Genomic DNA, 20,574 nt, shown 5'->3' with positions numbered 1-20,574 from the left:
AACGTATAGACCACAAGGGGGTTCGGTGGAGACTCGCCACTTGGTGACGTTCCAGAAGGTCGCGACACTGCTGAGTTTCACTCGCGCGGCGAAGGAACTCAGTTATGCGCAGTCGAGTGTGACCACGCAGATCCGCGCGTTGGAGACCTCGTTGGGGGTGGAGCTCTTCGACCGATTAGGCGGGCGTATCCGGCTGACGCCCGCCGGTGAGAAGCTGCTGGAGTACGCCGGTCAGATCCTCGCCCTGACCGAGGCCGCGCGTGCGGACGTGGCAGGCGAGGACGGACCGTCGGGCACCTTGGTGGTCGGCACGATGGAGAGCATCACCTCGTACCGGATGCCGCCGCTGCTGGAGTTCCTCCACCACCGTTACCCCAAGGTGCAGTTGTCGCTCCGGCCGAGTCTGTGTGCGGAGACCTGCCACGCGCTGCGCCAGGGAAGCTTCGACATCGGCTTCCTCATGGAGCGGGAGACCCGGCACCACGGCCTGGAGACCGTGGTGCTGGCCGAGGAGCCGCTGGCGCTGGTCAGCGCACCCGGACATCCGCTCGCACAGCTGCCGGAGGTGTCGCTCGACCACCTTCGGGCGACCCCGATCCTCGCGACCGAGGCGGGCTGCGCCTACCGCGACCTGTTCGAGGAGGTGCTGTGGGGCGCGGAGACCACGCCGTTCCTCGAGTTCGGCACCGTAGAAGCGATCAAGAGAGGCGTGGTGTCCGGGCTCGGTGCCGCGCTGCTTCCCGCGATGACCGTGGCCCAGGAGCTGGAGAAGGGGGAGATGACAACGCTGTCTTGGGAGATTCCGTTCTCCGTGCACACGCAGTTGGCGTGGCGCAGCGGCAGGCGGCTGTCGCGGGAGCTGAAGCTGTTCATCGACCAGGCGGTGCGGCTGATGCGTGAGGACGAGCAGATGGCCGCGTCGGGCTGACCCGCCCGGCCGTGAGCCCGGGGGTGAAGACGGAGATCCGGCCGGTCACGTCGTCGGGTGCCCGGCGCCTGGGCCGGTGAGGCTCTGCCGGGGTGCCGATGTACAGCCAGCCCAGGAGGCGTTCGGCCGGCCGGAGCCGGAGCAGGCGATGGACCTGGGCGGATTCGGTGAACTTGCCGGTGCGCCAGATGCTCCCGAAGCCCCGGGCGTGCAGCAGCAGGCCCAGGGAGCCCGCCATGGCGCCGGCGGCGGCCAGCTGCTCCCATTCGGGCACGCGGTGATCGGGCACCGGTGTGAACACCAGCGTGGCGAGCAGCGGCGCCCGGTGGGTCTTCGCCGCCGTGCGGTCCGGCCGGAAGTCCGGTGGGGGACAGGCTTCGGCGAAGCACCGGCCGAGGGCGGCGCGGCCTTCACCCCGGACCAGGATCCACCGCCAGGGGCGGAGCCGGCCGTGGTCGGGGGCGGTGGCGGCGGCCCGGAGCAGGTAGGCGAACTCCTCGTCGCTCGGGGCCGGTTCGGTGAGCTGGTGTTCGCTGCGGCGGCTCAGTACGGCCGTCATGACGTCCATGGCGTTCCTCCTCTGCACGCGGAGCGGGGGGTGGCGGGGCCCGCCGACAGGCCCCGCCACCCCGTTGGGGCGGTTCAGTAGTGCACGCGGCGGCTGTCCGGGGTCTGGCGGTAGCGGATGGACCACTGGCTGCGCCGTACGTAGGTCCGCTGGAGCCAGCGGTCGGCGCCGTCGTAGCGGGCGGTGAACGGTGTGCGGGCGTGCAGGCCCTTGCGGTTGTTGATCAGGAGCGCCTCGCCGGGGCGCAGGTGGACCTGGTGGGAGGTCTCCCGGCAGGCGGCCTGGAGCCGGTCCAGGGCCGCCTCGGCGGCTGTGGTCATCGCGCGCACGCCGTTGGCGGAGGAGGAGATCTCCGGGAACTCCTCCGGGCCGCTGATCATGGCCACCGGGTCGGAGAGGACCTCGCGTCCGCCGGCCACGTCACGCACGTAGCTGCCGGGGGCGTTGAGCCGGAACAGCGGGCTGCGGAGCAGTTCGAGGGTCCGGGAGTCGAGGGCCCGGACGATGTCGCGGGCGTCGGCGTAGTGGGTGGCGGCGATGCCGTCGTGGTCGGCGCGCAGGCAGCTGAGGACGAGGAAGTCGGGGTTGCTGACGTCGTAGCGGCCGATGGCGTCGTGGACGATGTCGTTGTGGAAGTTGAGGAAGACGGTCGACCCCTGGTTGGTCTGCGTCATCGCGCCGCCCTCGACGGGTATGACGTCGTGGACGAGGTTGCCGCTCTTCTCGGTGAGGAACCCGACCGGCTCGCCGAGCAGGCCGGAGAGGCCCAGCAGGACGCCCTCGGCGACGAAGCTCGGCTTGCCGGTGGCCGGGCCGCCGTTCGCCGGGGTGGGGGGGCAGCTCCGCGTCGACGGGGAGGTTGCGGACGTAGCCGACGCCGGGGGCGTCGTTGTGGCGGCCGAAGTCGAGGATCTGCTGGAGCTGTCCGAGGGGCAGGGTGGCGAAGATCTGGTGGTAGCGGGCCATGGCGCGGTCGATGTCCGCGGTGGGATCGGGCTCGGCGGCGAGCGCTCGCCCGATGGCGTCCCGGGTGGCGTCCGGCACGTCGATGAGCCCCAGGGTCTGCGGGGCGCGGGTGCTGGTCTCGACGGCGGTCGTGGTCATGGTGACGGGCTCCTTCGCTGGGCTGGACTGGTCAGAGGGCTCGGATGCCGGTGGTGGGACCGGGGAGTGCGTCGTGGAGCTTCTGGGCGAGTTGGCGGGCCTGCTCGGGGTCGTCGGCGATGTGGGTGGTCGCGCGGCTCCCGGTGATCTCGGTGACGGGGATGCCCAGGGCGCGGCCCGCGGGCAGCTCGTGGAGGCGCTGGAAGCGCTCGATGTCCAGGTAGCCTCCGACGACCACGAGGTGCGGCCCGTCCTCGAGCCGTACGGTGTCGATGCCTTCGGTGTGGAAGACGCTGTGCGCCAGGTCCGCCTGGGCCGCGGTGTCGTAGGCGAGCACCTGGGACTTCGTGTTGAGGACGACGCCGACGGCGGGGCCGCCCTCGCTGCCGATGACGGTGCCCGAGGGGAAGGGCGCCCGGTTGTGCCGGCAGACCAGGGTGATGCCGTGCTGCTTGGCGGTCCGCACCGACCTGCGGTGCAGGACCTTCGCCCCGTACAGCGACATCAGGGCGGCGGTGTCGTGCGTCACCTCGGGCAGCAGGCGGGCGCCGCTGACCGCGTTCGGATCCGCGCTGTAGACGCCGTCGACGTCCGAGTGGATCTCGCAGCGCTCGGTGCCGAGCGCCGCCGCGACGAGCACGGCCGACAGGTCGGAGCTGTTCTTCCCGAGCCAGGTCGGGCGGCCCTGCCGGTCGGCGGCCTGGCCGCCGGGGACGATCACGACCTGGTGCGCCGCCAGGGCCCGCCGCAGCGGTTCGGCGTCCAGTTGCTCCACCTTGGCCCACATGAACGTGCTGTCGGTGACGAGGCCCTGCTGGTGGCCGGCGAGCACGGTGGCCGTGACGCCGGCCCGGTGCAGGGAGGTGGCCAGGAGGTGGGCGCTGGTGGTGTCGGCGAGGGTGAGGAGTCCGGCGACCGTGGCTTCCTGCGGCTGCGGGTTGGCCTCGTGCAGCATGGTGCGGAGCTTCTCGGTGTCCCCGGGCATGGCACTGACCACGACGGCCATGGGCCGCTGCTCGTCCTCGATCCGCTGCCGCAGAGCCTCGGCGAGGTCGGTGTAGGCGTGCGGGGCGGGGAACGTGGAGCCCCCGAACTTCAGGACGGCGGGTGTGGTCACAGCGCACCCCGCTCGGTGAGGGCCTCGGCGATCTGCAGGGCGTTGAGCGCGGCACCGATGCGCACGTTGTCGGCGACGATCCACAACCAGAATCCGCGGGGGTTGTGTCCGGCCACGCGGATCCGGCCGACGTGCACCCGGTTCGGGTCGCCCGCGGTGCGGGGGGTGGGGAAGGAGTCCGTGGTCCTCGGGTCGTGGACGGTGACCTCGGGCTGCCCGGCCAGCAGGTCGACGAGTTCGTCCCGTTCGACGGGGTTGTGGCACTCGATCCAGGCCGCCTCGGAGTGGCTGTTCACCACCGGGACGCGCACGCAGGTGGTGGTGACGTCCAGGTGCGGCAGTCCGAGGATCTTGCGGGACTCCTGGAGCATCTTCTGCTCCTCGAAGGTGAAGCCGTCGTCCAGGAGGCGGTCGATGCTCGGGATCACGTCGAAGGCGAGGGACGGGGTGAAGGTCCCGGACACCCCGGCGCTCTCGGGGTCCTCGAGGACGGTGCGGGCGCCGGCGTGCAGTTCCTCGATACCGGAGTAGCCCGCGCCGGAGGCCGCCTGGTAGGTGCTGACCACGGCCTGGCGTATGCCCCAGCGCTCCTGGACCGGCCCCAGCAGTCTCACCAGCGGGATGGTGGAGCAGTTCGGGTTGGCGATGACGCCGCTCACCGGGCGGGTGCCGAGTACGTGGGCGTTGACCTGGGGGACGACCAGCGGGGTGTCGGGGTCCATCCGGAAGGCGCTGGTGTTGTCGATGACCAGGGTGCCCTGGGCGACGGCCTTGGGTACGAAGGTGGTGCTCACCCGGGCGCCGGCGGAGAAGAAGGCCACGTCGGCCTGGGAGAAGTCGAAGCCGTCCAGGTCCTGCACCTGGTAGGTACGGCCCTCCACGGCCACCTCGCGCCCGGCCGAGCGGGCCGAGGCGACCAGGTGCAGGTCGCGGTAGCGGAAGCCGCGTTCCTCGATGAGCTGCAGGAGGGTGGTGCCGACCACTCCGGTGGCGCCGACCAGGGCGATGCGCGGTGCGGCGGGATCGGTGACACGGGGCATGGTGTGGAGTCCCTTCAGACGGTGGTGCGCTGCTCGGACGGTGGGCGTCGGTCAGACGGTGGTGCGCTTGCGGGGGGCCGAGACCTGCTCCGCCGGGGTCGTGGGGGCGGTCGGGGTGGCCGGCGCGGCCGGTGCGGGGGCGGAGCGCCGGCCCGGACGCCAGCCGAGGTTGACGCCGAGGGAGGCGGCCACGATGAGCGGGATGCCCAGGGCCTGCAGCCAGGTGACGTGGTGTCCGTAGACGGCCCAGTCGCAGATCATGGCGGCGGCCGGGTAGACGAAGGCCAGGACGGCGATCTTCGACGTGGGCAGCTTCTGGTACGAGGAGTACATCAGGACGTACATGACGCCGGTGTGGATGAAGCCGAGGCCGACCAGCCAGGCCCAGCCGCTGCCGAGGTCGGCGCTCTGGCCGAGTTGGGTGAAGGGCAGCAGCAGCGGGATGCCCAGCGTGACCTGGACGAGGGCGACCAGGTGGGGCTTCACTCCGGACACGCGCTTGGTGATGATCGTCGACAGGCCGTAGAAGAGGGCGGCCAGCAGGGCGTATCCGAGCCCGGTCAGGTAGGCGCTGCCGGCGGAGAGGTCCGAGGTCGAGACGCCCGCGACGAGGATGAGCCCGAGGAAGGCGACGACCAGCCAGCCCGCCTTGTGCGCGGTGATGCGGTCCTTGAACAGCACGGCCCCGAGCAGCACCACGAAGAACGGCTGCGTGTGGTAGACGACGGTGGCCACGGAGATGGACGTGGTGCTGTAGGACTCGAAGAGGAAGGCCCAGTTGAAGACGATGAAGACGCCGCCGAGTGCGGCCATGCCGAGCTTCTTCGGGGTGAAGCCGTGGTTCTTGAAGAAGCCGCGGGCCAGGCAGTAGAGGCCGAGGAAGAGGGTGCCGAACACGCACCGGTAGAAGACGACGTTGAACGGGGAGGCGCCGGACTCGACGACGAAGATGCCGAGGGTGCCCGACAGCAGCATGGCGGCCGTCAGTTCCGTGGCGCCGCGCGTCTCCTGCCGCGTAGTTTCTGATGTGCTCATGTCAGACTCCTGATCTGGGGGGAATGCTCTCCGGTGTGCTGGGGAACGCGGCGCCGGGCCGGGTGAGGGTGGCGCGGTGCCGAGCGGCGGTGCGGTGGTGCGGTCCGTCCCGCCGCTGCGGTGCACCGGCGTGACACCCAAGCTACGAGCCCGTGCGGGGCCCGGTCCACGGGCCGCTGGGGAACGAAACCGATGCCCTCATCGAGGCTGCCGATGGCAGCCTCGAGCAGGCGGAACGTCAGTGCAGGGGCAGCGGGTAGTGCAGGCCACCGTCGGTCCACAGGGCGTTGGCGCCGCGGCTCACCCGCAGGCCGGACGCGGCGCCGAGGTTGCGCTCGTAGACATCGCCGTAGGTACCGACGGCGTCCAGCACACGGCGTGCCCAGTCCTCGTCCAGGCCCAGCGCCGGGCCGTGCTTGCCCGCCAGGCCGGCGACCTCGTCCGCGGCCCGCCGCGAGCCCTGCTCGCGGACGGCGTCCTCGGCGCCGACGAGGAGCTGCAGCACCCAGCGGCACACCCGGAACCAGCCCGGGTCGTCGTCGCGGACGGCGAGCGCCATGGGCTCCCTGGAGATGGCGGTCTCCAGCACCGTGTGCTCCTCCGGCCGGGGCAGCGTGGCGCGGGCACCGGCCAGCGCGATGCGGTCCAGGACGTAGGCCGCGCACGCGCCGTCCGCGTAACCGGCCAGCGCCTCGGCGGGAGTGGGGTACGCGACGGGCTCGACCCGCAGCCCGCGCGCGCCGAACCAGGCCGCCAGGTTGCCCGCGGTGGTGGTCCCCTCCTGGGTGGCGACGCGCAGCCCGTCCAGTTGCTCAGGGCGGGATATCCCGTCCGCACCCCGGACCAGGAAGCCCTCTCCGTCGTAGCAGGTGACCCCGGCGAACAGGACGGGCTGGGCGGCCTCGCGCCCGAGGGTCCACGACAGATTGCAGGTGGCCACGTCCGCCGCGCCCGAGACGAGCCGTGTCAGCCGCTCGGCGGGGTCCGTGGGCAGCCACTCGACGGCCTCGGCGTCGCCGGTCACCGCCGCGGCCACCGCGCGGGCCACGTCCGCGTCCAGCCCGGTCCACGAGCCCTGCCCGTCCGGCAGGGACAGCCCGCGGATCCCCTGGCTGACCACCGCCCGGACCCTGCCGCGCTCACGTACCGCTTCCAGTGTGTCGTGCGCTCCGGTCGTCACAGCATCCCCCTCGCCGCCGCGCCGACCAGCTGCTCGCGGTCGAACCGGCGTTCGTTGTAGCCGAGCATGTCGATCAGTGAGCGCGCCGTCACCGGTGCGCGGCCGTATCCGTCCGAGCCGGTCACGGGCATCGCGCCCGGATGGCACCAGCGCAGGGTGCCCGCGGGGTCGATCGCCGCCCGCGACCGGTTGGCGTTGTCCTGGTGCAGACAGAACGGCACGTCCAGGTGCCCGCGGGCGAAGGCCTCCACCAGCGCGGACCCGACGTCGTCGCCGAAGCGCAGCGTGGATGTGATCAGTTGCCGCGCCTCTTCGTAGACGCCCGTCTGCTGAATCGATTCCTCGGCCGGGCCGTGGCGCTGCTCGTCCGAGGCCACCGCGGCGGCGAACTCCAGGGCGTCGACGTTCTCGTCGATGGTCGGAATCCGGTGCGCCTCCACGGCGGTCTTCACGATGAGCCGTTCGGTACCACTGCGGACCGCCAGCCGGACACTGTCCTCCAGCATCCGGTAGGCGCCCACCGGAGTCCGGGGGAAGACACCCATGTACGTGTAGAGCACCACGTGCCAGTCGACGTCCCCGAGCCACTGGCCGGCGAGGCGGCGCAGCGCGTCGAGCGCTTCGAGGTCCTGCCCGGGGCTGGTCTGCTGCGCGTAGCTGACCGAGACGCTGCGCACCCCGTTCTCCCGGAAGAACATCCCCTCCAGGATGCTGAGGGCGATCAGCAGGCTGGGCGGGCACAGCTGGCCGAGCATGCAGCCGCCGAAGCTCTCCAGGTGCATCGTCTCCGGCTGGTCCGCCAGGATGCGGCAGCACTGGGCCCAGGCCGCCGTGGCCTCCGGCAGCGGCACGCGGCTGTAGGGCAGGCAGTACGAGACCGGACCGCCCTCGGTGGCGTCCGCACCGATACGGGCCAGCGCGCCGAACAGTTCCTGCGGAAGCGCCGAGCCGTGGCGGAACTGGACCGGGAAGTCGTCGCCGGACACGCCCGCGAGCAGGCGGCGGGTCTCCTCCGTGCCGTGGGCCACCACGGGGTAACCGTTGAGATCGTCGCCCCGCTCCAGCGCCCGTCGGGCGGATGCGTGATCGTTGACGCGGGTGTAGCTGTCGACGGTGACCGTGCCGACCGACGCGCCCCGCACTCCTCGCACCGCCTCGAGGCCGCGACGCATCGTCGCCACGTCGGCGAAACCCATCCGGGGCTGCACCACCAGGTGTCCCTGCTCATGGCTGCGCCGGACGAAGCGGGAGAAGCGGCCGTGTGCCGGGACGACCGGCGAGGGCCTCGCGGAAACGGGCCGGGCGGGTAAAGCGCGTGCGAGATCGCTGCTCATTGTCATGCCCTCTCACCTGCCGTCGCGAGTTCACGGACAGAGCCTTCTCCCAGCGAGCCGAGAAAGGTGTCGAATTCGGCCAGCCCGGCTTCCGCCTCGAAAGCCGCGTCGAATCCCGCTGCTACGAGTTCGGTACCGAACCGGGCGTTCTCGGAGCCTCGGATACCGAGTTTTCCGCCGATGACGACCCGTAGTCCGGCCAGTTCGGGATCGGACCGGATCCTGCCGATGAGACGCAGTCCGTCCAGGTGCCCGTGGCCGTTGACGGTGCTCACCACCAGGGCGTCGGGGCGGTGTCTGCGACACTCGGCGAGGATCACGTCGTCCGGGACGCAGGCTCCGAGGTTGACCACCTCGCTGCCTCGTTCTTCCAGCAGCAACTGCAGAAAGACCAGGTTCCACATGTGGGCATCTGATGACACGCTGGTGACGACGAATCGTCCGGCAGGTGTCTGGGATATCTCGTCCATTGCTCCCGTCCGGAAGTCGGAGAAGCTGACGCAGTGAAAACTACGAGTTCGGACGATGCCCGGTCCATGAGCTGGTGGGGAGCGAAATCGATGCCCGTATCAAGGCTGTCGATCGCGAGCGACGACGACGGGAGGAGGGCGGGGTGAGGGCGCCCCGGAACGCCGGTCGGCAGGCGCCCCGCCGGCCGTTCCGGGAGCGCGGCTCACGGAACCCGCGTCACTCCCGTGGCGCCTCCTCCTCGGCGGGGGGCGGCGGGGGAACCGTGGGGCTGAGCTTCAGCCACACCAGGAAGAAGAGGCCGAGGGCCAGCATGCCCACGCCGGTCCAGAGGTTGATGTTCACCCCCTGCGCCTTGTCGATCTCGTCGTCGGACGCCACGAAGCCCGCGATCATCACGATGACGCCGTAGACCGCGAACAGCCCGCCGATGATCCGCCGGATGTCGAACAGCCGCGCGGCCGTGACGGACTTGGTCTCCAGCTCGGAGACCTCGTCCTGGACGTTCTTGTCGGAGTAGGAATCAGACATGCTCTCTCAATCCTCCCGCGATCAGAACGAGAACGGGATGTAGCAGGCGGCGGCCAGGATGATCGCGCCCCAGCCCAGCAGCGCCGGCTTGCGGTACCACGCGTCGTCGCCCTTGGCCGGTGCCTCGGACATGCCGGGCGACGTCGTGCCGTAGACCAGACCCTGCAGCTCGCTGACCGGCTTCGGGGCCGTGAACAGGGACACCGCGACCATGACCACCGCGCCGGCCACGAAGCCCGCGATCGCGGAGACGAAGTTGGCTCCCTGGTCGGAGGGGATGTCGATGATGCCCTGCTTGTAGATGACGAAGTAGTTCACCATCGCGGCGGTCGTGCCCGCGATCAGGCCCCAGAAGCCGGACTTCATCGACGCGCGCTTCCAGAACATGCCGATGATGAAGACCACGAACATCGGCACGTTGAAGAAGGAGAACAGCGTCTGGAGGTAGCTCATGATGTTGGAGAAGGACGACGCCAGGAACGCCGTGCCGATCGAGGCCAGCACGCCGATCACGGTGATCAGGCGGCCGAAGCGCACGTAGTACTCGTCCGGGCGGTCCTTCTTCACGTACTTCTGCCAGATGTCGGTCGTGAAGACCGTGTTGAAGGAGGAGATGTTGGCCGCCATACCGGCCATGAACGCGGCCAGCAGACCGGTCACCGCGATGCCGAGGACACCGTTGGGCAGCAGCTGCTGCATCAGGTACGGGATCGCGTCGTTGTACTGGAGGTCGGAACCGGGCGTGCCGATCTTCGGGACCAGGACGGCGGCGACCAGGCCCGGGATCATCACCACGAAGACGATGAAGATCTTCGGGAAGGCGGCGATCAGGGGCGTGCGCTGGGCCGCCGAGAGGTTCTTGGCGGAGAGGGCGCGCTGCACCTCGGCGAAGTTCGTCGTCCAGTAGCCGAAGGAGAGGACGAAGCCGAGGCCGAGGACGATGGTCAGCCAGTTGGCGCCCAGCGGGTTGTCGCTGCCGATCCCCGTCCCGCCCCACGCCGTCACGAAGTCGGGGCCCCGTGACTGCGAGAGGGAGTCGGACAGGCCGTCCCAGCCGCCGACCTTCTTCAGGCCCAGGATGGTGATCGGGATGAGGCCGGCCAGGATCACGAAGAACTGGAGGACCTCGTTGTAGATGGCCGAGGACAGACCGCCCAGGGTGATGTACGCGAGGACGAAGAAGCCGGCCACCACGATGGCCACCCACTCCGGCCAGCCCAGGAGCGCCTCGACCACGATCGCGAGGGCGTAGAGGTTCACGCCCGCGATCAGGATGGCCGCCACGGCGAACAGAATCGAACTGAGCAGGTGCGCGGCCTTGTCGAAGCGGAGGAGGAGGAACTCCGGGACCGACCTGACCTTCGAGCCGTAGTAGAACGGCATCATCACCAGGCCGAGGAAGACCATCGCCGGGATGGCGCCGATCCAGTACCAGTGGGTCGTGTAGACGCCGTACTGGGCGCTGTTGGCGGCCATGCCCAGGATCTCGGTGGCGCCCAGGTTGGCCGCGACGAAGGCGAGGCCGGTGACCCAGGCGGGCAGCGAGCGGCCGGACAGGAAGAAGTCCAGGCTGGTCTTGACCGAACGGCGGGCGGCGAAGCCGATGCCCAGGACGACGACGAAGTAGATCCCGAGGATCGTGTAGTCGAGCCAGTTGGTGGGGAGCCGAAGTTCTGCTGCTAGGTATGTGGGGGTTTGCATTAAGCACTCGCTTCGTTCGCGAACTGATCCGGAGCGGAACCTACGCCTCCGCGTTCAGTAATTGAACACTTCTGGTGATGAACTTTGTTTGATTGTGATGAACGGCTGGGCCGTGGTGGGTTGTGATGTGTTATGTTTGATTGTGTTGGGTGAATGGTGGGCGCAGAGGAGTGCGGCAGTGAAGAAGACCTCTACCCGGCTGGCCGACGGCCGTGAGCTGGTCTACTACGACCTGCGGGACGACACCGTGCGCGACGCGGTGGACCACCGCCCGCTGGAGCGGACCGTCACCACCTCCGAGGTCCGCCGCGACCCCCTGCTCGGCGACTCGATCGCCGTCGCCTCGCACCGCCAGGGCCGCACCTACCACCCGCCGGCCGACCAGTGCCCCCTGTGCCCCTCGCAGGGCGAGCGGCTGAGCGAGATCCCGGACTCGTCGTACGACGTCGTGGTCTTCGAGAACCGTTTCCCCTCGCTGGCCGGCGACTCCGGCCGCTGCGAGGTCGTCTGCTTCACCTCCGACCACGACGCGTCCTTCGCCGACCTGGGCGAGGAGCAGGCCCGGCTCGTGCTCGACGCCTGGACCGACCGCACCTCCGAGCTGTCCCATCTGCCCTCCGTTGAACAGGTGTTCTGCTTCGAGAACCGGGGCGCCGAGATCGGCGTGACGCTGGGTCACCCGCACGGGCAGATCTACGCCTACCCCTTCACCACGCCCCGCACCGCCCTGATGCTCCGTTCACTCGCCGCCCACAAGGACGCGACGGGCGGGGACAACCTCTTCGACGCCGTCCTGGCGGAGGAACTGGCCGGTGAGCGGGTCGTCCTGGAGAGTGAGGAGTGGGTGGCCTTCGTGCCGTACGCGGCGCACTGGCCGTACGAGGTGCACCTCTACCCCAGGCGCAGGGTGCCCGACCTGCTCGGGCTCGACGAGGCGGCGCGCACAGAGTTCCCCCAGGTCTATCTGGAACTGTTGAGGCGCTTCGACCGGATCTTCGGTGCGGGCGAGCCTCCGACGCCCTACATCGCGGCCTGGCACCAGGCCCCGTTCGGGCAGCTGGAGGAGTTCGAGGGCGTGACGCGGGACGACTTCGCGCTGCACCTGGAGCTTTTCACCATCCGCCGTACGTCCGGCAAGCTGAAGTTCCTCGCGGGCTCCGAGTCCGGCATGAACGTGTTCATCAACGACGTGCCCCCGGAGCGCGCGGCCGAGCGACTGCGAGAGGTAGCGAGTTCATGAGCGGGAAGTACCTGGTGACGGGCGGTGCGGGTTACGTCGGCAGCGTCGTCGCCCAGCATCTGGTGGAGGCCGGGCACGAGGTCGTCGTCCTCGACAACCTCTCGACCGGTTTCCGTGAGGGGGTGCCGGCGGGCGCCTCCTTCATCGAGGGGGACATCCGCGACGCCGCCAAGTGGCTGGACTCCACCTTCGACGGCGTGTTGCATTTCGCCGCCTTCTCCCAGGTGGGGGAGTCGGTCGTGAAGCCCGAGAAGTACTGGGACAACAACGTCGGCGGGACCATGGCCCTGCTGGAGGCCATGCGGGGCGCCGGCGTGCGGCGGCTCGTCTTCTCCTCCACGGCCGCCACGTACGGCGAGCCCGAGCAGGTCCCGATCCTCGAGTCCGCGCCGACGAGGCCCACCAATCCGTACGGCGCCTCCAAGCTCGCCGTCGACCACATGATCTCGGGGGAGGCGGCCGCCCACGGCCTGGGCGCGGTGTCGCTGCGCTACTTCAACGTCGCGGGCGCCTACGGGGAGTACGGCGAGCGCCACGACCCCGAGTCGCACCTGATCCCGCTCGTCCTCCAGGTGGCCCAGGGCCGGCGCGACGCGATCTCCGTCTTCGGCGACGACTACCCGACCCCGGACGGCACCTGCGTACGGGACTACATCCACGTCGCCGACCTGGCCGAGGCCCATCTGCTCGCGGTGGGGGCGGCCGCCCCCGGTGAGCACCTCATCTGCAACCTGGGCAACGGCAACGGGTTCTCCGTCCGCGAGGTCGTCGAGACCGTCCGCCGCGTCACCGGTCACCCGATCCCCGAGGTCGTGGCCCCCCGACGGGGCGGCGACCCGGCGGTCCTGGTGGCGTCGGCGGACACGGCACGCGAGAAACTGGGCTGGAACCCGTCCCGCGCGGATCTCGCGGGGATCGTCGCGGACGCGTGGGAGTTCGCGCAGCGACGCGCGGGCTAGGACTTACGGAAGGGTGAGGGGTCAGGGCATGGGCGAAGCTGTCGCAGGGACCGTCGGCGAGCGGTTCCGGGAGCTGTACGGGGCGGAACCGCAAGGGGTGTGGGCCGCGCCGGGCCGGGTCAACCTGATCGGCGAACACACCGACTACAACGACGGCTTCGTCATGCCGTTCGCCCTGCCGCACACCGCGGTCGCCGCCGTTTCCCGGCGCGACGACGGCATCCTGCGCCTGCACTCGGCGGACGTCCCCGGCGACCCCGTCGAGCTGCGCGTGGCCGACCTGGACCCCGGGTCGGACAAGTCCTGGACGGCGTACCCCTCGGGTGTCGTCTGGGCGCTGCGCGAGGCGGGCCACGAGCTGACCGGTGCCGACGTCCACCTCGCCTCCACGGTCCCGTCCGGCGCGGGCCTCTCCTCCTCGGCGGCCCTGGAGGTCGTCGTCGCCCTCGCCCTGAACGACCTCTACGCGCTCGGCCTGCGCGGCTGGCAGCTGGCCCGCCTGTGCCAGCGCGCGGAGAACGTCTACGTCGGCGCGCCGGTCGGCATCATGGACCAGACCGCCTCCGCCTGCTGCGAGGCGGGCCACGCCCTGTTCCTCGACACCCGCGACCTCTCCCAGCGGCAGATCCCCTTCGACCTCGCGGCCGAGGGCATGCGCCTGCTCGTGGTCGACACGCAGGTCAAGCACTCCCACAGCGAGGGCGAGTACGGCAAGCGCCGCGCGGGCTGCGAGAAGGGCGCCGCGCTGCTGGGCGTCGACGCGCTGCGCGACGTGCCCCACGCCGACCTGGACGCCGCGCTGGAACGGCTGGGCGACGAGGAGGAGGTACGCCGTCTCGTCCGGCACGTCGTCACGGAGGACGAGCGCGTCGAGCGCGTGGTGTCCCTCCTGGAATCCGGCGACACCCGCGCCATCGGCCCCGTCCTCGTCGAGGGCCACGTCTCCCTCCGCGACGACTTCCGTATCTCCTGCCCGGAGCTGGACCTGGTCGTCGACACCGCCCTCGCCTCCGGCGCCCTCGGCGCCCGGATGACCGGCGGCGGCTTCGGCGGCTCGGCGATCGTCCTGGCCGAGGCCACCGACGTGGACGCCATCACCAAGGCGGTCGAAGAGGCCTTCGCGGCAGCGGCCTTCACGGCTCCCCGGGTGTTCGAGGCGGTGCCGTCGGCGGGCGCACGGCGGGTGAGCTGACGGGAACCCGACTGACGTTCCGTAACTCCCGGTAGATAGCGTGGACACACTCGTGTGAACCCTCGCCCCACCGGGAGCCATCCGTGAATCGCCGCCCCACGTTCCTCACAGCCGCCACGTTCGCCACCGCCGCGGCCCTGACGCTGTCCGCGTGCGGGGGCGGTGACGATGACTCCGGCGACAACGACAAGATCGCGGGCGCGGACACGGGCCAGGCATCGACACCGGCTTCGCCGAGTACGCCGGGCTCCGCCGAGCGGCCGAAGATTGATCTGCCGTCGGATCTGACTTACACGTTCGAGTGGCCCAAGTCGGGCGACAAGGACGAAGACGCGGTCCTGGCCGACAGCCAGCAGTTCATCAAGGCCGTCGACATGGCCATCGCCGAGCAGGACCCGCTCAGCAAGGCCTACCGCTTCTACTCCGAGGGCGAAGCGGCGGCCGGGAGTCAGAAGTTCATCCAGGAGTTCGTGGACTACAAGGACCGCATCACCGGCGCCAAGCGTTACTTCAACGCCAACGTCAAGATCAACAGTGACGGTACGGCGGCCTTCATCTACTGCGAGGACCAGAACAAGGCCTACAACAAGAGCCTCAAGACCGGCAAGACTGACGTGACCGCCGCCTCGAAGGACAACTTCGTCCTCTACAGCAGCAGGCTCCGGGCCAACAAGCAGGGTGTCTGGGTCACCGAGACGCTGACGTCGCAGCGTGGGAGCGCCGCATGCCAGTCATGAGGTACCGAAGCTCGGCGGCTGTCGCCTTCGGTGCGGTCGTCGCGCTCTCGTTGTGCTCGCCGCAGGCGTTCGCGGGCTACGGACACGACGACAGCACCAACGGCTCGGCGGCCGACACGAGCGCCTCGGGTGAGCGTGAAGGCGACACGCTCAAGTCGGGTGTCGGCGGAGTGATCGTCTTTGACCGGTCCAAGAACGGGACCGGTAAGTCGGCCGGCACCGTCGCCTCCAGTACCTCCTGGACGCCCCCCGCCTGCTACTACGCGCCCAAGCACACGGCCAAGGAACTCGACGCGCAGATGCGGCAGGTGTGGGAGAGCAGTGCGCCCAGTCACGAGTGGGCCCTGAAGACCCAGAACTACTTCGTCAACGGGCAGCCCTACAAGGACTTCAACAAGGACAAGGAGGGCGAGGGGTACTGGTGGGACTCGTACGTCACCGAGGGGCGCGAGGCCGACCCGGCGTCGCAGGAGTGCGACGAGTTGCCCTTCTGGGTCGATGAGGGCGACGCGCCACCCCCCGACCGCCCCCAGGCCATCACCGCCGAGACGCTCGCCCAACTCGCCTACGCCGAGATCCGCGTGCCCTCGACCGAGGTCGACCTGGCGCCGGAGGGTGCCACGAAGGTGAACCTGCCGACCTGGGCATGGCTCGACACCGCCGAGTTCAAGCCCGTCTCCGTCACCGCCTCCGTCCCGATGCTCGGCCTCAGCGCGACGACCACGGCCGAACCGGTGTCGCTGAAGATCGCCCCGGGCACGGACGACGCCATCACCTACCCGGCGTCCGGACAGTGCGAGATCCGGGACGGACGGATCGGCGCGCCCTACGCCAAGGGCAAGGCCGACGAGACGCCGCCGTGCGGGGTGAAGTACCTGCGTTCCTCCGGCGAGGGTTCGTACCAGCTCCGGGCCACCGTCACGTGGAAGATCAGCTGGACGAGCACGACCGGCGCCGGCGGCGACCTGCCCGACGGCGAGTTCGGGGCAGGCCAGGACGTCGTCGTCCAGGAGATCCAGGCCGTCAACCGCTAGGTGTATTGACCCGCAACGTTGTTCACGCGGCTGATTGGTGGCTGGCCTCCGAGTGCGGTGTGGCAGCGGTGGTGGTTGTAGGTGTGGAGGAAGTCTGCCAGGGCTGCTGTTCGTTCGGTGTTGCTGGTGTAGGGCCGCAGGTAGGCCCATTCGTCGAGCAGGGTGCGGTTGAAGCGTTCGACCTTGCCGTTGGTCTGCGGCCGGTAGGGCCGGATCTTCTTGTGGGTGATGCCCGCGGTGGCCAGCGTCTGGGTGAACAGTCTGGACTTGTAGCAGGAGCCGTTGTCGGTCAGGACCCGTTCGACGGTGATGCCGTGAGCAGCGAAGAAGGCGTTCGCCCGCTGCCAGAAGCCGGCGGCGGTCTCCTTGCGCTCGTCGGTGAGGACTTCGCTGTAGGCCAGGCGGGAGTGGTCGTCGACGGCGGAGTGGATGTAGCTGTAGCCGATTACCGGTGTGCAGCTCTTGCGCTCGGTGGTGGTGGACTGGCGATTGCGGTCACCGGCCGCGCGGCCGACAGTTCGCCATCCGCCGCCGTCGGGGATGTTGCCGAGTTTCTTGATGTCGACGTGGACCAGCTCGCCCGCTCTGGCTCGCTCGTAGCGGCGGATCGGTTCGCCGGTGGGCCGGTCGAGCCAGGCCAGACGGTTCAGACCGTGCCTGACCAGGATGCGGTGGACGGTCGAGGCGTGAAGACCCAGGATCGGTCCGATGCGTGCCGGGCCGAGCTTGCGCCCGGAACGCAGTCGGCAGACCCGGGCCTCGACCGCAGACGGCGTGCGGTGTGGAGTGGTGCGGGGCCGGCTGGAACGGTCGTGCAGCCCCGCATCGCCTTCGGTCCGCCAGCGGCGGACCCACTTGTGGGCTGTAGGACGGGATATACCCATCTCCGCGGCCACGTGCGCGACGGGACGGCCGGACAGGACGCGTTCGACCAGGATTCGTCTGCCGTGAACGGTAAGACGGGCATTACGGTGGGACACGAAGACCTCCGTGTGGTGAAGCCTAGACACCTCCACCACACCGGAGGTCTTCGCCATGATCAAGATCTCGACCCTGTTAACAACGCTCGTGGTCAATACAGCTAGGCCGCGGCCAGCCGTTTCACCAGCGTGTACTCCGTGATCCCCGGCGGGTAGTCGGGGATCACGCACATCACGTCGTAGCCGTGGCGCGTGTAGAAGTCCGGTGCCTGGAAGTCCCAGGTCTCCACGCGGGACGTCGCGCAGCCGCGTTGCTCGCGGGCCGTTCGTTCCGCCTCCGTCAGCAGGGCCGAGCCCAGGCCCGTGCCGCGGTGGCGGGCGTCGACCCACAGGTAGGTCACGTGCAGCCAGGTCGCCCAGGTGTGGCCGACGAGGCCGCCGGCCAGGCCGCCGGAGGCGTCCAGCAGCCAGACGTGCAACGGAAATTCGCGTTCGTGAGGGGTTCCGCGCAGCGAACGCAGGACCGAGGACGCCGCGGTGTTCGTCTCCCGTAGGCGGGTGCGCAGCAGATCGCGTCGTGCTTTGTCGACTTCTGTCACAAGACGAAACATGCGGCTCACCATAAACGGGCGGGGCTGTCAGTTCTGCAAATAACCTTCCGCTCCCGGCGCCCGCCCGTACTCTGATGAACAGCACCGGTGGGGGCCGGTGCCGTTCAGGGGGCGAGACAGCCGGGTACGGCGCTCGGGGCGGGACAGCGGTGTACGCGCGGCGGCGGCCGTGCGGCCGTGGCGTTCCCACCCGGAGTGCCGAGCGCACTGCCGGATACGGGGCTTCGGGCGCCGTGCCCGTGCCGGTGTCGTCCTCCCATGATGGACAGACGATGGGTATCCCCTGCTCCGGGAGGAGCTCGGGGGAGGGGGTTCCGTGGTTCGTATCCGAGTCCTGGTCGTCGACGACCATCGCATCTTCGCCGAGTCGCTCGCCGCCGCCCTGGCCGCCGAGCCCGACGTCGACGTCTCCGCGGCCGGCAGCGGTCCGGCCGCACTGCGCTGCCTGGAGCGGGCCGCGTCCGAGGGGCGGCCGTTCGACGTGCTGCTCGTCGACGCCGACCTGGGCGGCCGGGTGCCCGGCACCCGGCCCGCCGTGCCCGTGCGGGAGGGCAACGAGGACGGGCTGGTGGACGGGATCTCGCTGGTCGCCGGCGTGCGGTCGGGGCAGCCGGGGGTACGGATCGTCGTCCTCGCCGGGCGGGACGACCCCCGGCGGGCGGCGCTGGCGCTGGGGGCCGGAGCCTCCGGGTGGGTCGCCAAGGACTGCTCCCTGTCGCGGCTGCTCAGCGTCATCCGGGGTGTGCTGCGCGACGAGACGCATCTGCCGCCCGCCCTGCTCACCGGCGTCCTGCGCGAACTGACCGCCGCCCGCAAGCACCGCACCGAGAGCGAGCGCCTGGTGGAGTCGCTGACTCCGAGGGAGCGCGAGGTGCTGCGGTGCATGGTGGCCGGGCTCGGGCGCAAGGCCGTCGCCGAGCGGTTGTACCTGTCCCCGCACACCGTGCGGACCCACATGCAGAACGTGCTGGGCAAGCTGGGCGTCCACTCCACCCTCGCGGCGGTGGCGCTGGCCCGGCGGGCGGGGGTGGGGCCGGCCGACCTAGCCGGGGATGTTGTCGAACGGGGCGGTCAGCTGGCGTAGCAGTGCCGCCAGTTCGCTGCGCTGGGCGCGGGACAGTTCGGCCAGGATGGCCCGTTCCTGGGCCAGGAGCCCGGCGAGCGACTGGTCGGCGCGGTCGCGGCCCTCGTCCGTGAGCCGGACCAGTACGCCGCGCCGGTCGCTGGGGTCGGGCAGCCGCTCGACCAGGCCCTTCTTCGCCAGGCGGTCGATACGGTTGGTCATCGTGCCCGAGGTGACCAGGGTCTGGGTGAGGAGCTGGCCCGGTGAGAGCTGGTACGGGGTGCCGGCCCGGCGCAGCGCGGTGAGCACGTCGAACTCCCAGGGCTCCAACTGGTGCTCGGAGAAAGCCAGTCGGCGGGCGCGGTCCAGGTGCCGGGCGAGCCTGCTGACCCGGCTCAGCACCTCCAGCGGTTCCACGTCGAGGTCCGGGCGCTCCCGGCGCCACGCTGCGACCAGTCGATCGACCTCGTCCTCCATGTCGATCAGTGTAGTGGTTGTGTCGACGTGAAGTCTCTTGATGTCGATTGTCTTGACGTCGAGATAGTTCGCCCGCGACGCTGGATACCCGTCCGCACGGTCACCCCTGGAGAGTCCATGCCCGCCACCTCCCCCGCCTGGGACCCCGCCCAGTATCTCCGCCACGCCGATCACCGGGCCCGACCCTTCGCGGACCTCCTCGCCCGTGTCCCGGACCTGCCGGGCGACCCGCCCCGCATCGCCGACCTCGGCTGCGGCCCGGGCAACGCCACCGCCCTGCTCGCCGACCGCTGGCCCACCGCCCGCATCACCGGCTACGACAACTCGCCCCAGATGCTCGACCGGGCCCGGCAGTACGCCGGCCCCACCCCCGGCGGCGGCCACCTCGACTTCGCACCCGCCGACGCCCGCACCTGGACCCCCGACGAGCCCCTCGGCCTCCTCGTCAGCAACGCCACCCTCCAGTGGGTCCCCGGCCACGTCGACCGTCTCCCCGACTGGATCGAGCGGCTCGCCCCCGGCGGCACCCTCGCCTTCCAGGTGCCCGGCAACTTCGACGCCCCCAGCCACCGCCTGATGCGCGAACTCGCCCACTCCCGGCGCTGGCGGGACCGCCTCGCGGGCGTCCTGCGCCACGACGACGCCGTGCTCACCCCCGAGGCCTACCTCGCCCACCTCACGGCCACCGGCTGCACCGCCGACGTCTGGGAGACGACGTACGTCCACCTGCTGGACGGCGAGGACGCCGTGCTGGACTGGGTGAAGGGGACGGGACTGCGCCCCGTACTGGCCGCCCTCGACGACGACCCGGCCGCCCGCGAGACCTTCGTCGAGGAGTACCGAACGGTCCTGCGCGCCGCCTACCCGGCCGGACCGCACGGCACCCCCTTCCCGTTCCGCCGCGTCTTCGCCGTCGCCCGCAAGCCGGAGGAGTCGTGATCACCGCGGTCGACCACGTGCAGCTCGCCGCGCCGCCCGGCTCCGAGGAGTCGCTGCGCGCGTTCTACACGGGCGTCCTCGGCATGGCCGAGACCCCCAAGCCGCCCGCGCTCGCCGCCCGCGGTGGCTGCTGGTTCCAGGCGGGCACCGTCCGGCTCCACCTGGGGATCGAGCCCGGGTTCCGCCCGGCCCGCAAGGCCCATCCCGGGCTGCGGGTCACCGGGATCGAGGCGTACGCCGCCCGGCTGGAGGCCCGGGGCGCTTCCGTCACCTGGGACGACGAGCTGCCCGGCCACCGGCGCTTCTACTGCGCCGACCCGGTCGGCAACCGCCTGGAGTTCCTGGAGCCCGGCGAACGCCCCCGCCCCTGACGCCCGGCGTACCGGACGCCCGGCC

The 20,574-nt window shown here is 70.4% G+C and carries 22 protein-coding genes; 9 read left to right on the top strand and 13 right to left on the bottom strand.

The window, feature by feature from the left end:
- The first annotated feature begins 25 nt into the window (after positions 1-25).
- Positions 26-928 carry a LysR family transcriptional regulator gene (locus OIE75_RS15370; protein ID WP_329471227.1) on the top strand — a complete coding sequence of 301 codons (903 nt, stop codon included), beginning with the start codon at positions 26-28 and terminating at the stop codon, positions 926-928.
- Here the strand turns inward: OIE75_RS15370 and OIE75_RS15365 are convergent.
- The 10 genes from OIE75_RS15365 to OIE75_RS15320 form a co-directional block, all read right to left on the bottom strand.
- Positions 870-1,496, bottom strand: a complete 627-nt coding sequence (locus tag OIE75_RS15365; RefSeq protein WP_329471226.1) for a nitroreductase family protein — start codon at positions 1,494-1,496, stop codon at positions 870-872. The genes OIE75_RS15370 and OIE75_RS15365 overlap by 59 nt on opposite strands.
- 74 nt (positions 1,497-1,570) lie before the next feature.
- A complete protein-coding gene (locus tag OIE75_RS15360) occupies positions 1,571-2,170 on the bottom strand; it encodes a TauD/TfdA family dioxygenase (RefSeq protein ID WP_329471225.1) in 600 nt (199 codons plus the stop codon).
- A gap of 461 nt (positions 2,171-2,631) precedes the next feature.
- On the bottom strand, positions 2,632-3,717 hold the full coding sequence (locus OIE75_RS15355; protein WP_329471224.1) for an amino acid kinase family protein: 1,086 nt from the start codon (positions 3,715-3,717) through the stop codon (positions 2,632-2,634).
- Positions 3,714-4,757: an aspartate-semialdehyde dehydrogenase gene (locus OIE75_RS15350; RefSeq protein ID WP_307012857.1), complete on the bottom strand. Its 1,044-nt coding sequence runs from the start codon at positions 4,755-4,757 to the stop codon at positions 3,714-3,716. Before OIE75_RS15350 ends, OIE75_RS15355 begins: the two co-directional genes overlap by 4 nt.
- Before the next feature lie 51 nt (positions 4,758-4,808).
- Complete coding sequence (locus OIE75_RS15345; protein WP_329471223.1) at positions 4,809-5,792, bottom strand: DMT family transporter; 984 nt, start codon at positions 5,790-5,792, stop codon at positions 4,809-4,811.
- 238 nt (positions 5,793-6,030) lie between these two features.
- Positions 6,031-6,972: a transporter substrate-binding domain-containing protein gene (locus tag OIE75_RS15340; protein WP_307012852.1), complete on the bottom strand. Its 942-nt coding sequence runs from the start codon at positions 6,970-6,972 to the stop codon at positions 6,031-6,033.
- Positions 6,969-8,312, bottom strand: a complete 1,344-nt coding sequence (locus OIE75_RS15335) for a methylaspartate mutase (RefSeq protein ID WP_307012850.1) — start codon at positions 8,310-8,312, stop codon at positions 6,969-6,971. Before OIE75_RS15335 ends, OIE75_RS15340 begins: the two co-directional genes overlap by 4 nt.
- A complete protein-coding gene (locus tag OIE75_RS15330; RefSeq protein WP_329471222.1) occupies positions 8,309-8,776 on the bottom strand; it encodes a cobalamin B12-binding domain-containing protein in 468 nt (155 codons plus the stop codon). The genes OIE75_RS15335 and OIE75_RS15330 overlap by 4 nt, the downstream gene beginning before the upstream one ends.
- Positions 8,777-8,993: 217 nt before the next feature.
- Positions 8,994-9,305: a hypothetical protein gene (locus OIE75_RS15325; RefSeq protein WP_329471221.1), complete on the bottom strand. Its 312-nt coding sequence runs from the start codon at positions 9,303-9,305 to the stop codon at positions 8,994-8,996.
- Positions 9,306-9,326: 21 nt separating this feature from the next.
- Positions 9,327-11,006: a sodium:solute symporter family protein gene (locus OIE75_RS15320; protein WP_307012845.1), complete on the bottom strand. Its 1,680-nt coding sequence runs from the start codon at positions 11,004-11,006 to the stop codon at positions 9,327-9,329.
- A 178-nt stretch (positions 11,007-11,184) separates the two neighbouring features.
- Between OIE75_RS15320 and galT the strand changes: the two genes are divergently transcribed.
- From galT to OIE75_RS15295, 5 genes are all read left to right on the top strand, one after another.
- On the top strand, positions 11,185-12,246 hold the full coding sequence (gene galT, locus OIE75_RS15315) for a galactose-1-phosphate uridylyltransferase (RefSeq protein ID WP_307012843.1): 1,062 nt from the start codon (positions 11,185-11,187) through the stop codon (positions 12,244-12,246).
- Positions 12,243-13,205 (top strand): UDP-glucose 4-epimerase GalE, encoded by a 963-nt coding sequence (gene galE, locus OIE75_RS15310; protein ID WP_307012841.1) that lies wholly within the window; start codon positions 12,243-12,245, stop codon positions 13,203-13,205. The genes galT and galE overlap by 4 nt, the downstream gene beginning before the upstream one ends.
- 28 nt (positions 13,206-13,233) lie before the next feature.
- A complete protein-coding gene (galK, locus tag OIE75_RS15305; protein WP_329471220.1) occupies positions 13,234-14,397 on the top strand; it encodes a galactokinase in 1,164 nt (387 codons plus the stop codon).
- 83 nt (positions 14,398-14,480) lie between these two features.
- Entirely contained in the window at positions 14,481-15,134 is a 654-nt protein-coding gene (locus tag OIE75_RS15300; protein ID WP_329471219.1) for a hypothetical protein, read from the top strand.
- Positions 15,131-16,168, top strand: a complete 1,038-nt coding sequence (locus tag OIE75_RS15295) for a hypothetical protein (RefSeq protein WP_443078362.1) — start codon at positions 15,131-15,133, stop codon at positions 16,166-16,168. Before OIE75_RS15300 ends, OIE75_RS15295 begins: the two co-directional genes overlap by 4 nt.
- On the opposite strand, the gene OIE75_RS15290 is transcribed toward OIE75_RS15295, so the two are convergent.
- Together OIE75_RS15290 and OIE75_RS15285 are read right to left on the bottom strand one after the other, a co-directional pair.
- The gene (locus OIE75_RS15290; protein ID WP_307017759.1) at positions 16,165-17,148 is read right to left on the bottom strand and encodes an IS481 family transposase; all 984 of its coding nucleotides are present in this window, start codon (positions 17,146-17,148) and stop codon (positions 16,165-16,167) included. The two genes, OIE75_RS15295 and OIE75_RS15290, sit on opposite strands and share 4 nt — an antisense overlap.
- A 101-nt stretch (positions 17,149-17,249) precedes the next feature.
- Complete coding sequence (locus tag OIE75_RS15285; protein ID WP_329471217.1) at positions 17,250-17,711, bottom strand: GNAT family N-acetyltransferase; 462 nt, start codon at positions 17,709-17,711, stop codon at positions 17,250-17,252.
- 304 nt (positions 17,712-18,015) lie between these two features.
- Between OIE75_RS15285 and OIE75_RS15280 the strand changes: the two genes are divergently transcribed.
- Positions 18,016-18,783 (top strand): response regulator transcription factor, encoded by a 768-nt coding sequence (locus OIE75_RS15280; protein ID WP_307012830.1) that lies wholly within the window; start codon positions 18,016-18,018, stop codon positions 18,781-18,783.
- Here the strand turns inward: OIE75_RS15280 and tamR are convergent.
- A complete protein-coding gene (gene tamR, locus OIE75_RS15275) occupies positions 18,742-19,239 on the bottom strand; it encodes a MarR family transcriptional regulator TamR (protein WP_122616995.1) in 498 nt (165 codons plus the stop codon). The genes OIE75_RS15280 and tamR overlap by 42 nt on opposite strands.
- Positions 19,240-19,356: 117 nt before the next feature.
- Here tamR and OIE75_RS15270 point away from each other — a divergent pair, with 117 nt between their 5' ends.
- Together OIE75_RS15270 and OIE75_RS15265 are read left to right on the top strand one after the other, a co-directional pair.
- Positions 19,357-20,178 (top strand): trans-aconitate 2-methyltransferase, encoded by an 822-nt coding sequence (locus OIE75_RS15270; protein WP_329471216.1) that lies wholly within the window; start codon positions 19,357-19,359, stop codon positions 20,176-20,178.
- Positions 20,175-20,549, top strand: a complete 375-nt coding sequence (locus tag OIE75_RS15265; RefSeq protein ID WP_125494730.1) for a VOC family protein — start codon at positions 20,175-20,177, stop codon at positions 20,547-20,549. Before OIE75_RS15270 ends, OIE75_RS15265 begins: the two co-directional genes overlap by 4 nt.
- Positions 20,550-20,574 lie beyond the last annotated feature (25 nt).

It is taken from the genome of Streptomyces sp. NBC_01723 (genome assembly GCF_036246005.1).
GTDB lineage: Bacteria > Actinomycetota > Actinomycetes > Streptomycetales > Streptomycetaceae > Streptomyces.
Note: the sequence above shows the minus strand (reverse complement) of the source record. Positions and strands in the feature narration are given on the sequence as shown.

Bases quoted from the DNA above. Each gene is read 5' to 3' on its own strand.
- OIE75_RS15285 (WP_329471217.1), bottom strand. From the start codon at position 17,711: ATGGTGAGCCGCATGTTTCGTCTTGTGACAGAAGTCGACAAAGCACGA.
- OIE75_RS15295 (WP_443078362.1), top strand. From the start codon at position 15,131: ATGAGGTACCGAAGCTCGGCGGCTGTCGCCTTCGGTGCGGTCGTCGCG.
- OIE75_RS15330 (WP_329471222.1), bottom strand. From the start codon at position 8,776: ATGGACGAGATATCCCAGACACCTGCCGGACGATTCGTCGTCACCAGC.
- tamR (WP_122616995.1), bottom strand. From the start codon at position 19,239: ATGGAGGACGAGGTCGATCGACTGGTCGCAGCGTGGCGCCGGGAGCGC.
- OIE75_RS15350 (WP_307012857.1), bottom strand. From the start codon at position 4,757: ATGCCCCGTGTCACCGATCCCGCCGCACCGCGCATCGCCCTGGTCGGC.
- galE (WP_307012841.1), top strand. From the start codon at position 12,243: ATGAGCGGGAAGTACCTGGTGACGGGCGGTGCGGGTTACGTCGGCAGC.
- OIE75_RS15360 (WP_329471225.1), bottom strand. From the start codon at position 2,170: ATGACGCAGACCAACCAGGGGTCGACCGTCTTCCTCAACTTCCACAAC.
- OIE75_RS15345 (WP_329471223.1), bottom strand. From the start codon at position 5,792: ATGAGCACATCAGAAACTACGCGGCAGGAGACGCGCGGCGCCACGGAA.
- galK (WP_329471220.1), top strand. From the start codon at position 13,234: ATGGGCGAAGCTGTCGCAGGGACCGTCGGCGAGCGGTTCCGGGAGCTG.
- OIE75_RS15325 (WP_329471221.1), bottom strand. From the start codon at position 9,305: ATGTCTGATTCCTACTCCGACAAGAACGTCCAGGACGAGGTCTCCGAG.
- OIE75_RS15335 (WP_307012850.1), bottom strand. From the start codon at position 8,312: ATGACAATGAGCAGCGATCTCGCACGCGCTTTACCCGCCCGGCCCGTT.
- OIE75_RS15270 (WP_329471216.1), top strand. From the start codon at position 19,357: ATGCCCGCCACCTCCCCCGCCTGGGACCCCGCCCAGTATCTCCGCCAC.
- OIE75_RS15365 (WP_329471226.1), bottom strand. From the start codon at position 1,496: ATGGACGTCATGACGGCCGTACTGAGCCGCCGCAGCGAACACCAGCTC.
- OIE75_RS15320 (WP_307012845.1), bottom strand. From the start codon at position 11,006: ATGCAAACCCCCACATACCTAGCAGCAGAACTTCGGCTCCCCACCAAC.